Genomic DNA, 12,631 nt, shown 5'->3' with positions numbered 1-12,631 from the left:
CATCCGCCGCTTGACCTTTTCCGTCTGTGTCATTCGCTAATTTTTGTAATTCTAATACTGCGTTCATCTTGTTCACCTCCTTTATTTGATTAAAGCTGGTTACTGATTAACAATGATTACTTACTGTTGAAGCCCAAATACTAGTTGATGTTACTGTCACCGTAGTGATCGTCGCATCCGCCGCTTGACCTTTTCCGTCTGTGTCATTCGCTAATTTTTGTAATTCTAATACTGCGTTCATCTTGTTCACCTCCTTTATTTGATTAAAGGCATTTATTAAATTTATCCGCTAGTTACTGATAATTCCTTAGCTTTTGTTCTCGCTAAAAATTCATCTGAATTTATCAAAGGTAACCAATAGATTGGATTATCTTTGACTACTCCCATTAATGCTAAAATTATTCCTGAACTACCTGTATAAACATCATCGGATAATCTATAAGAAAATTGCCCTGGATATACATAATAACCTTTTTTCTCAATTAAAAAGAGATTAAGTAAATTCAATACCTCATTAAGAATCATCTTACGTTCTTTATCGGTTTTAACCATAACAGGAAGTAACATGAAGCTACCTGCGCCATCAAATAAGCCACCACTAATTGTGCAACGTGTCTTTGATAATTTTAAAATCGCATCCATCTCTTCTCTATAAAGGTCTTGTCCACTCACATGGTTTAAAAACCAAATTGAAATAGCAACTCCAATAGAGCCTCCAGAAAGGTATGGCAATAGGCGATTTTTATTATCGACTGTTTGTAATACACCCGTTACATCATCTTTTTTTGTCGATTCTAAATCTTTTTTTAGTAATGCCTCAGCCTTTTCTAGATACTTTTTATTATGGGTAGCCGAATAAAGTGCTGAATAAAACAGGGATACACCAGATAGTCCATCAATTAAGCCTATATCAACCGCCATCCAATCATTAACTCTTAGGGGTTCATTTTTAACTCTGTTTATTTCAATTAAACTACCTAACTCTTCTGCTAAATTTAAAAATTCAGTATTTTTAGTTTCCAAGTATAAGCTAATAATGAATATACCTATCCCAGAAAGGCCTGATCGCAAAGAAATATCACTTTTGTTACTATTATCCTTTAAATTATTCAACTCGTTTATGACAACTTCTTTATAACCTCTGTCGTAAAGTAAAGCCAATATGCCTGTTTTCCCAGTAAATAATCCAGTTTCTTTAATTAGAGAAAGATTATTCAACAAAATACTTTGAATCCATTTATCTATTTCTGTACTGCTAGAGCTATTTTTAGTTAGTGCAAAGGCAGCTCCACTTCCTCCTGTTAAAAAATTAAATTTCCCTCCATTCATCTCAAACTGACGAATATCACCATTAATAAACCTTTCATCATTTGTTAAATTATTCTCAACACCTATTAATAACTTATTAATAATAGAAGTTAAATCAAAATCACTTATCTGATCACTTAGGTTAATTTCTTTAGGATTATATGTTTGATAATCCTGTATTCTCTTATCACATTGCTCTTGTAAATTCAAAATAAAACTATAAAATTCTTCTCCATAATTCTCCTTTATCCAATTAAGGTGATTATATTGTAAATAACCCTCTAAATCTTCTGAAGACAGTAACGGAAGCGCTAAATACCTTATCAATTTCTTAAATCCAAACCAATCTCTTGCACCACTAACCTTCATTTCCTGTGAAACAAATCCAATTGCTGCCAGAGTAGGTCTATCTTCAGATTTTACAGGCATAGCAGTTTCAAAATCTATTATCCTAACAGTTAATTCCTCAGTTACCATTATATTTGCTGGTTGTAAATCACCCATAGCAATCCCATTATTATGCATGCCATCTATTAGAGTGAACAGTTGTAACAGTATTTTTTTTACATTTTCAGCATGATTACTCATACTATTACTATCTCTAAAGAACGGAAAATCTTGGGCAATCCATTGTCTTAAGTCTCGCCCTTCAATAAATTCCTCTACGAGAAAATAATGTTCCCATTCCTGAAAATAATCAATCAAGTTAACAACACCAGGCACATCTTTAAGCTTTTTCAAAGCATCATACTCAATTTTTTGCCTTGCTAAAGCGTCTTGAGCCGCCCCATCTAAACCGGCGCTCGGTCTCGCCTCCTTAATAATTACCTTCAAGTTATCTTTCTTTCGAGTCGCAAGGTATACCCCACCAGCATTACTAAAACTAAGTGCTGTTTCAATCTTATATTGCTCAAGTCTACTCTCACCTTGGGTTTCCAAATCTCCAGAATTATTAATTGTATTCAGATAATCATCAAAGTCTTTCACAAATTCAGGCACTTGGTAAAAGGGGTTTCTTTGATCCTTAATTAAATTACCTTTCTCATCCCTAATACAATGCTCTCCATGTTTATTAATGATACCTTTAAATCCTCCATATCTATAGAATACATTGCTATTTTTCCATCTCTTATCGTTAAGAATATAAGGTCCTTTTTTAAAATCTTGGATTTCTGAAGAAATCATTTCTAACAATTCAACAAAGACTTCGTTATTTTTAGGGTATATTGTTATAAACTTCCCAGAAGAAGCACGATTAGCATTTTTCGAATTCATCTTCATAAAACTATCTTTATTCTTAAGATGCTTGAACTCAATCTTCTTATCTATGCATAACCTTGCTACCTTATCTAGTACACTCTTTGAATCTTCTAATGATGAAGTTACATGAATTTTCCACCCCTGTTCTGGGAGTATTGAGCCCTTAACATGATAGTGCTTCCAAACTGAGTCATTGTTTAATATAACAGCATATGTATCAGGAATGTCATTTAGTTCGTATATAGAATCCTGTTCTCTCTCACTCATTTTACCGTAATATTCAGAATTCGGTTTTAAGTAGCGATGATAAAGCATATTACCTTCCATAAAAAGACCTCCATTTAGCTATCTATAATTATTGTTTAGATTCTGCAAAAGATGATCATAAATGATATCTTGGCTATAAAACTAAAAAATTCAACCATATTAAGAGAAAATCCGCTAAAACACTCTGATTTTACTAGCACGTTATTTAATTTTAATTAACATATTTATTTTTCAATTTATTATAAATAATCCATTATTATCGTAAGTGCTATAGCTAAAATTATATTAGTTATAGCACCCTCACACCAATACTTGATTTCTCTTCTGACTAAGTATCTACTTACAACCAATGCCACTTCAATAAGAGTAAATATATTTTGTTTACATATTAAAATTCTTTCTTATGATATATAAGTATAGAAATAAGAAAAGAAAGAATATATATGATAACACCAAATATTGTATATAGAATTGAAATATATATAACTGGACTTAAGTTTGATAGTGGTAATTGTTCTATTAGATATCCAATCACGCCCTGCAATCCAAAATATGCTAGAAGGCCCCCACATGCACTTCCAATTGTAATAGCATCAGATTTTTCCGCACCGAAAACATAGAGGAGTGGATAAGATATTGCACCTGCATTAAGGATTATGAAAATCCCCAAAGAAATGCCCTTAAATATACTATCATCGATTGTTGCACCTGAAATTAAACCATATACATAAAATATGCCACATGATAATAAAGTACCAATAATTACAACTAAAAAATAGAAAAAGTAGTGACTTTGTACAATATTACCCCTAGTAACCGGTAAAGTAAGTACGTATTTATCATAACCAGACTTACTCTCATGTTTAACAACTTCAAGTGCAGGAATCGCCGCAAATAATATAGTGCATACAGCAATCAAATTGTACATTGAAGCATCTCCAAAATAAAAAATTAATCCAGACCCCAATATAGCTACTGCCATGAACATTAAAAAAGTTCGATAAATTAGGTAATAGCTTGTCAATAATAAACCTCTCACTTATTTTCACTCCTTGTTAATAAAACACTAATTTCTTCCATTGAGACATTTCTAAAAACAAAATCATTTGGTAATGTATTTACATCTGATACAAGTACACTAAAATAAGATCCATAGTTTCTTTTCGCCACAATGATGTCTTTGTTGATTAAGGATAGTTGTTTTCCCTCAATATCTACAATCGCATAGCTTTTCAAAACCTTATCTTTCTCTTCATTTAATATAATTTCTCCATCTTTTATAATGACAAGATGAGTAGCTATTTTCTCTACATCACTCATAATATGAGAAGAAAGTAATATACCACAGTTATTCTTACTCGCAAAACTTTTTAATTCATCTAGCACTTCTTCCCTTGATGCGGCATCAAGCCCTCCCGTCGCTTCATCTAAAATTAATAATTTTGCATTATGCGACAACGCAACAGCTATAGACAATTTCATTGACATCCCACGTGAGAATTTATCTACCTTTTTATCTATAGGTAAAGAAAAAGAATTAACTAATCTATAAAAATTATCTTGGTCCCAAGATTCAAACATTTTTTCAAAAACTTTACTTAATTGTTTTATTGTAAGATGAGCCGGTAGATTCATAGCATCAAATACGACCCCAATCTCTTCCTTAATCTTGGCATGTTTATTTATATTTTCTTCTCCTAATATTTTAACTGTACCGCCATCTTTAGAAATTAATCCTAGTACTGTTTTAAATGTTGTTGATTTACCTGCCCCGTTATTACCGATGAATCCAACAATTGATCCTGAAGGCACATTGAATGTAATATTTTTTAGGACAACTTTATCGTCATAAGATTTTTGAATGTTTTTAATTTCTAAAAGGTTTGACATCGTTTCACTCCTGTCATAATAAATAGATTGCTTCCAAAAAAATTCGAGTTGATTTGAAATCTCTTTTTATAATTTATCCAAGTTAGCATTGTAGCTTCCTCATCTATAAATATGATTGTTTTATCCCATATTTATTTGATAGGAGATTCTAGGTGAATTTTATCTATTATTTATATTGTCTATTGGAGCACCTTCTTTCAAGATATACGATTAAAAATTAAAAACTGGCGAAGGATAAGGAGCACTCTAGTATTTGACTCTGTCATTTTTACAAAGTGCTTATACCTTCTCCTAGAACCAGAAACCTACAAGTTTGTATCAAAATGCCGCTTTTTTCTTTAAGTAAACTTTAGTTTAGAGCAAACCTGCCCGGTTCATTATTGAATGTTTAACCAACTGGTTGCGATGCTATAACAGAAATAAATGTGCTACTCTAGATGGACTAATAAAACTGAAGGTTATTGAGTTTATCACAAAATGCTTGTTGTTCATTTCATGAAGCGGGATGGAATCTACCTCCTCAATTTTTCTATTTCTAATGTAATAGCTATAGTATCGCTATCAGGGAAAACTAAAGCCTAAGCCATTAATACAATATGTAATATGAAGCGATAAAAAATCAAAATGTCATGGGAATAAAACACCAAATTAATTTTCAATTTACCAATTCTATGGGATTTACATATCACTATCTGTTTTTTACAAATAGTAAAAAACTGGAGTTTGTATCGCCTTTCTTTGTATATTGTATATATATATTATATATAATAATATGAATTCCAGCTTATTTCAATATTTTTACTGAATTTTACAATATTTTTTTAAAAATGAGTCTGAAAAATCAAGCTATATACTTACTTTCACTTTCCTTGAAGAAATTTATGAATATTTCTATCATGTTTTAATTAAAAAGAATTTATTATCCCCCCTTATATTTCGATGGACCGAAAATAAGAAACAGTTATTATCCAAAACATCAATAAAACCATTTATTATAATATTGTATATTTATATTTTTATTGTTAGTTTTAGATGTCTAACAATTTGCCACTCACTTACTCGACTAATACGTAAGCGGATTCAATTTTAGTACTGAGTACTTGGTTAGATTCTGAACCTATCTATAACTTGTATTAATACAAGAATTTTCTTGTAATTTATTTTATTCCCCTTTTACAATTAGCGTTGTTCTTGATTCATCAGAAAAATGTAAATGTAGTACTTCTTCAAGATCTTTTTCGGTTAGATTTTCAAGCATTGGCAAAACGTCAAATAAATCCATATCATTAAAACGATAGCGTGTAAATTGATTAGCGATAAATTGAGGAGAGTTAATAGCACTTAAGAAGTTGCCAATCTCTTTCTTAATTACACGTTGTGTATCTTCTTTCTTTATTGATTCCTTCTTAAACTCAAAGATAGTTTCATTGACAATTTTTATAATTTCTTCAGGCTCTTGGCTACCTCCACCAATTACCGAAAAACCAAAATACTTTTCATTTGTATAATCAAAAGTAAACGATTCATCCAAATAACCATTATCATACATCTTCTCGTACGCTTTAGAGCCCTTACCAAACATTAGCTCCAGTAAAACATTTAGAGATAGCTCATATTTAAGCAACTCTTTACCTTGTCTCATAGGATTAGCTTCCTTATATCCAATAAAAACTTTAGGTATTTGAACTGGAAGTTTCATAATACTTGACCTTCTATTCACTTTTGCATCTTCATTAGGGAATATGCGTTGAATCTCTTCAGGGTCTGGAAATGTTTTTCTCCCTTGATTTTCCCGAATGAGCTTTATTACTTCTTCAGGAACTACAGGTCCGATAATAAAAAGTAACATATTGTTAGGATGATAGAAAGTATTATAGCAAGAGTATAAATCCTCTTTAGTGATTTGATTAATAGAATCTATTGTTCCCGCTATATCAATTTTCACAGGATGACTCTTATACATATTTTCTAAGATTCCAAATCGGGCACGCCAATTCGGATTATCATCATACATTTTTATTTCCTGTTCAATGATGCCTCTTTCCTTTTCAACCGTTTCATCTGTAAAATATGGATCTTGAACAAAGTCTAGAAGAGTTATAAGATTTTTGTTTATTTCAGACGTAGCTGATACTGTATAGGCCGTACGAGTAAAATTTGTAAAAGCATTAACAGAAGCTCCTTGCTTTGCAAATGTATGAAAAACATCACCCTTTTCACTTTCAAACATTTTATGTTCTAAGAAATGTGCTATTCCATCTGGAACTTGAGTGGAACATTCTTTCCCTAGAGATGAGAATTTGTTATCTATTGAACCATATTTTGTTGTGAATGTCGCAAATGTTTTATGAAACTCTTTCTTAGGAAGTATGAAAACTTCAAGACCATTGGCGAGCTTTTCTTGATATATTGTCTCTCCTAATTTCTTATAAATTATTGAATTCATTTTATTTATCCCTTTCTATTTAAGAAGTAGATAGTATCTAGTTCCCATTTATTAGCAGCTCGAATAACATCGCTTTTTGATACCATACGAATTCTTTTAATCTGATCATTTATTTTATTAGATAATCCACTATCAACCGATTGAATAGATATATCCATAATTCCTAGAGGAGTATCGTATGCTTCTAGGAATAGATTAATCAACATCGCTTTACCTTGTTCAACTTCAGCATCAGTAAAGTCCCCCTCTTTCATCGCATACTCTTGTTTTCTCATAATTTCAATTGCACGTTCATAATTATCAAAATCAATTCCAGCCATCGTTGTTAATATTCCTTTATTGCTTTCTATTTGTGAAAGTACAAAATAAGCAAGGCTTTCCTTTTCACGTAAATTAACGAATAATTTAGAAGATGGAAACCTACCAAAAATTGCGTTCGCTACCCTTGTAGCTTCATAATCCTCATCTTGTATTGTCGAAAAAGTTCTATAGCCTAAAAGAAGTTTCCCTTGCTTCACATCCATTTTATCTTGAATAATCTTGACACCATTTACAGCTTTCCTATCTGAAGAAATCGTCTTTATAAGTTTGGTGTCATGTTGTTCAGAAAAAACATCTTGTACCATTAATTTAATCTCATTCTCATTCAAGGTACCAACGATGAATAAATCAAAACAAGCGTTTTGAAGTAGTTCTTCATATACTTGATAAATAGATGCTGCATTAAGTGAAGCAATATCTTCTTCTCTCCCAAATACAGACAGTTGATACGGTTCACCTTTAAACATCTCTTCTATCAAACGAATATTGGCGTATAGCATTTTCTCATTATACACTGAAGCAAGTCGGTGCTTAAATGAACGTTTCTCTTGTTCAACAATTGCGGAATTAAATACTCCATTTTCAAGCAGTGGACTGTAAACAACCTCGTGCAATAAATCTAAAGATGATTTTAACAAAGAGTTAGGTACATTAAGAAATTTATCTGCAGGTAGCTCCATTCTAAAAGCAATAATTTGATTCTCACCCTTTTTTAGGACATCTGTTGAAAGAGTGGCTCCATACATCTCATCAAGTTTTTGTTTTAATAGCTTACGATTCGGGTAATTTATTGATCCTCCATTCAGAATATAAGGAATTAATGCTCTTGCGGTAGTTAAATCCTCTTGAAGAGGTGCTTTTATCATCAACATTATACTAATTGTCTTAAATTTATCTGTGTTACATAGGTGTAGCTGTAACCCGTTTTGTTCACTGGAACTTATATGTATATCTTCCATCTTTCATATCCCTCTCCTCATATATTATTACTTTAATTTGGTTATTATTACGCCCATTCTGTATACCCCTAAAAATATATTAAGTAAACTTCTACTTTTATTGTTAGAATCTCTGTATTGAACAAGAAATATATACTAATCTTAAACTTAGGTTTTGCATATTATCATATTTTAATGTGAAATATTAAGGAGACACATATCTTTATAGAATTCCCTTAATATATAAGGTATTTACATTTAAATAATTTTCATACACAATCCAATACAACGTCTTTAAAACTACTGCAATAAAAGAAAAGCAATCAAAAGGGCAATCCAGTAATAAAATTCGTCATTTTCCTCTAGTAACAGGCTGTTAAGCTTCCTGATCAAAGTATTTAATACATAATAAGCAATAAAATATCCCTACTTATCCCCACATTTAATGGTATCTAAAAATTAACATGTAGACAGTGATAAAACGCATATATGTAATAAACCTCCCTTCAATGTATAGCGCCTTAAATAAAATCCGTTACGGAATTTGTTTTATTTAAAAATTTTAACTTTATACAATTTTACAATAACTTAACCTGGTAATATAAGTCAAATGAAATTCATTTCTTTTAAATAAATTGAACAACCTTATTGGATATATCTTGAATCTTTAACTATAGCTTTATAATTTGCACCTCTTCTGAAACTCAACCTTGTTTAATCTACTTTTCAATTTCAGATGTTCTTTTTCTTTTAGATATAAAAACACCCCTCTCAACAAAAATGCCTAAAGGGGTAAAATAGTACTATTTTCTTTTAAATCCACAATAATATTATTAATGTTCTTCCTTCTACTGTAAATCTTTCCAGAGCATAGTCTCCCTTTTTCTATACAATCAAACATCTACAATTAAAAGCACAAGCTCTACACCTTTTGGTGCGACGGGAGAATTCTTAAATGGCTTTGCGTTCGCATCCCATTTTTGTTTTGAATAGCCTCAAGATAAGAGGGCTCATTCCTCCTCAGATAAGGAACTTACAACATCTTTTGATTAAGTTATTTCCACTTTTATATTTATCTTGCTATTACATATTTATTTTAATCAAGGTACGTATCGATAGGTGTACGAAAATGATGACTTTCCCCGTAATAAATCGCAATTCAAAGATTATACATACAATTTCTTTCCTCATTCAAGAATATACTTGAATAAAAGAAGACACCACCTTACTTAAGAATGGCGTACTTTTCTTGAATAACATTATTTCTAATGTTTAAGTATTATATTAAAATTCAATATCTAAGATGCGTTACACCAGAGGCCCCAATCAGTATCTAGCCCAGCAGCATATATAAAAACTCCATCGAAACCCGTGTAGGACCAACCTCCAGAAAAATTGATTCAAAGTTTACTTCTCCCTGTCGACCAATGATTATTAAAGGACCATTACTACACTTTCAGTCATATAACTTTATATCCCAAAAAAGAATATTGCTGCTTCTTGCATCATACATCTAATCGAATTTCACTTGAATTTTTCAGTTGGTACAAAGAACCTACTTAGAACGCTTTTCGCTGGTACATAGCTGTGGTAATCCCCCAAGAAATAACATAGACTCCCACAATAACAAGTGTCGCTAACGTATATAAAGCCGGGATAGATAAATTGACAGTAAAATCAGTTATTACTGTTGAGTGTTCAGTTATAAACGATGCAATAGGCCGTGCTATCCATGTTAAAATAATAAAGCTTATGAGAACAACTGTTGTAATATAGCCTGGTTTAAATATATAAAATAATGGGAAGGTAAACGCAACAAATAATAAAAATAAGCCGCTGCCAATCGCAATATCAGTAATCGTAAAAGGTTCATTGAAAGTAAATAATACTAAACTTGTCACCCCAATGGATAGAATCATATATACGATAGCGCCAATATAGCGTGATGCGATAATTTCCCTACGTGTGTAAGGTAAGGAATTTAATAATATATTTGTCTCTACTTTTTCATCGTAAGCATATGTATTAAAGGGAATAAAAATACTGGCAACCAGAAAAATCAAAACTGGAGGTACGCCCAAAATGATAAAGATTACGATAAAGGGAATAAAGATTAATAGCTGTTTCTTCTGTAGTATGACATCACGTCTGATTAAATTAAACATGGGGTCTGCCTCCCTTTAAAGTAATACATGATATCTTCCAGAGAGGCGCGTTCAATGACAACTGTATCCCCGAAAGTACTTTTCACATCTTTAATATTATCCGTTAATGCTTCAAACCCTGTTGGAGCACGATGAACATAAACAAATGCCCTTTCAGTGTCTCTATCTAGCAGATCCAATCCTCCTTTAACGAGCGCATAGTTTTCAACTACATCGTGAATGGACTGATTAAATACTAATTTCCCATTCTGCATAAAAGTAATATAATCTGCGATGCGATCTAAATCTGTTGTAATATGTGTAGAGAAGAAAATGGTACGATTACCATCAATCATTGATTCCTGTAAAAGATCCAACAGCTCTCGTCTAAATATGGGGTCTAGGCCTGCTGTCGGCTCGTCCATAATAATTAGCTCTGCATGATGTGATAGTGCTATCGCCAATGAAGTCTTCATTTGCATCCCTTTTGAGAAAGTTTTTATCGCTTTATTTAGCGGTAATTCGAATTTTTCAACATATTGATAAAATAATGTATCATCCCAGTGTTTGTAAGCTGGTGCAACAATACGTTTTATATCTTTTAAGTCCAGCCCTTCAAAAAATACATTCTCATCGTATACAAACCCAATGCGTTCCTTGATCGCCTTCTCATGCGTCTTGTAGTCCAATCCGAAAAGCTTAACTTCTCCGAAATCCGGTTTTAATAGATTCATCATCATTTTTATGATTGTAGACTTACCGGCCCCATTTGCTCCAATAAATCCCGTTACAAAGCCTTGCTTCACTTGTAAATCAATATTTTCAACGGAAAAATCTTTGAATTTCTTCGTTACATTTTTTAATTCAACCACATTTCCCATTCATTTCACTCCTCATATAAAATCTTCAATAATTGCTGTATTTCATCAAGTGGTATCCCAATTTCTTTACTATTCGTTATGACCGCACTCAATTGTTCCTCAATGACCTTCAGCTTCTTCTCTCTCATGACCTCTAGATTTTGCTCTGCGATAAAAGAACCTTTTCCTACAATGGAATAAATAAAGCCCGCCTTTTCCAATTCCTCATAGGCACGTTTCGTTGTAATTACACTAACTTGTAAATCCTTTGCAAGATTACGCATGGAAGGTATTGCTGTCCCCTCCTGTAGTTCACCTGCTAAAATATACGATTTGATTTGATTCGTAATTTGTTCATAAATCGGCTCCTTTGAACTGTTTGAAATAATTATTTGCATACCAATACCTCTTTTGTATTTTTTTGTAAGAACATTTGAAATAATGTCCTGTACTGTGGCTTCAGGAAAATGCCCTCAACGCAATATAAATCAATTATATAATTAAAAATATAACAAGGGGAATCATCTAGCAATTTGCATAACTAATATAGTATCACTTTATTGTTCCTGACATCTGAAAATCTCTCCACTCACACTTCATCATTTTGAGTAGTTACTAATTTCAAATTCTCTATAAAATATTAGTAATGGTCACCCCTCCATTTATTATCATCGAAAACTTATTTCAATATAATTCCTCATATAGTTTATATACATTATATAAACTATACGAGGAATTATATACACACTTAAAACATCGTGCAACTACTTTTATTTGAAAAGAAAGAAAGTTATATACCAACCTTGAAGCAATAGAACAGAAGCTTAGTACAAGAACGTTTACATTAAAATTGGATAATAAATTAAATGAATTATTATAAATCATTCTAAAAAAGGGAGATTCTCCATCTTTAAACATTGAAAATACGTAAATAAGCTAACTAAATAATTATATATTATTCACCTCTAAATATTTGATTAAATTAGCACCATCAGTTTTGATAAATAAACATGCTCTTATTAGATGTACAATATTATTATTAGCTATTTTCTTAATTTAAAATTCTAGTTGTGTTAACTTGGATTGGTTTAAAACAATCCTTTACAGACTTTATTTCAAAGCCACACCACATCCAACCCTTAAACCAAAAGATATATTGTTAGCAGCAATAAACTACAACAGAAAAAAGAGGATGCC

At 31.6% G+C, this 12,631-nt stretch carries 10 protein-coding genes; all 10 read right to left on the bottom strand.

Translation table 11 applies throughout. The features are described from left to right. The coding region (locus ABH959_RS27400; RefSeq protein ID WP_404493415.1) for a class III lanthipeptide at nucleotides 1-67 on the bottom strand (67 nt) is incomplete at its 3' end. 39 nt (nucleotides 68-106) lie between these two features. Next, entirely contained in the window at nucleotides 107-241 is a 135-nt protein-coding gene (locus ABH959_RS27395) for a class III lanthipeptide (RefSeq protein WP_170924637.1), read from the bottom strand. A gap of 41 nt (nucleotides 242-282) precedes the next feature. Next, nucleotides 283-2,895 carry a class III lanthionine synthetase LanKC gene (gene lanKC / locus ABH959_RS27390; RefSeq protein WP_404493414.1) on the bottom strand — a complete coding sequence of 871 codons (2,613 nt, stop codon included), beginning with the start codon at nucleotides 2,893-2,895 and terminating at the stop codon, nucleotides 283-285. Nucleotides 2,896-3,223: 328 nt separating this feature from the next. Further along, a complete protein-coding gene (locus ABH959_RS27385) occupies nucleotides 3,224-3,874 on the bottom strand; it encodes an ABC-2 transporter permease (RefSeq protein WP_098225447.1) in 651 nt (216 codons plus the stop codon). After that, on the bottom strand, nucleotides 3,871-4,725 hold the full coding sequence (locus ABH959_RS27380; protein ID WP_101169204.1) for an ABC transporter ATP-binding protein: 855 nt from the start codon (nucleotides 4,723-4,725) through the stop codon (nucleotides 3,871-3,873). The genes ABH959_RS27385 and ABH959_RS27380 overlap by 4 nt, the downstream gene beginning before the upstream one ends. A gap of 1,162 nt (nucleotides 4,726-5,887) precedes the next feature. Then, on the bottom strand, nucleotides 5,888-7,171 hold the full coding sequence (yfmH, locus tag ABH959_RS27375; protein WP_404493413.1) for an EF-P 5-aminopentanol modification-associated protein YfmH: 1,284 nt from the start codon (nucleotides 7,169-7,171) through the stop codon (nucleotides 5,888-5,890). A gap of 5 nt (nucleotides 7,172-7,176) precedes the next feature. Then, nucleotides 7,177-8,451: an EF-P 5-aminopentanol modification-associated protein YfmF gene (yfmF, locus tag ABH959_RS27370; protein ID WP_404493412.1), complete on the bottom strand. Its 1,275-nt coding sequence runs from the start codon at nucleotides 8,449-8,451 to the stop codon at nucleotides 7,177-7,179. Between the two features lie 1,538 nt (nucleotides 8,452-9,989). Beyond that, nucleotides 9,990-10,595 (bottom strand): ABC-2 transporter permease, encoded by a 606-nt coding sequence (locus ABH959_RS27365; RefSeq protein ID WP_098225441.1) that lies wholly within the window; start codon nucleotides 10,593-10,595, stop codon nucleotides 9,990-9,992. Further along, nucleotides 10,583-11,455 (bottom strand): ABC transporter ATP-binding protein, encoded by an 873-nt coding sequence (locus ABH959_RS27360; RefSeq protein WP_404493411.1) that lies wholly within the window; start codon nucleotides 11,453-11,455, stop codon nucleotides 10,583-10,585. Before ABH959_RS27360 ends, ABH959_RS27365 begins: the two co-directional genes overlap by 13 nt. Before the next feature lie 5 nt (nucleotides 11,456-11,460). Further along, nucleotides 11,461-11,832 (bottom strand): GntR family transcriptional regulator, encoded by a 372-nt coding sequence (locus ABH959_RS27355; RefSeq protein ID WP_075396495.1) that lies wholly within the window; start codon nucleotides 11,830-11,832, stop codon nucleotides 11,461-11,463. Nucleotides 11,833-12,631 lie beyond the last annotated feature (799 nt).

Source organism: Bacillus sp. RC51 (assembly GCF_044908115.1).
In the GTDB taxonomy this organism is placed as follows: Bacteria; Bacillota; Bacilli; order Bacillales; family Bacillaceae_G; genus Bacillus_A; species Bacillus_A mycoides.
The sequence above is the reverse complement of the archived record's forward strand: the minus strand, read 5'-3'. Positions and strand labels throughout refer to the sequence as shown.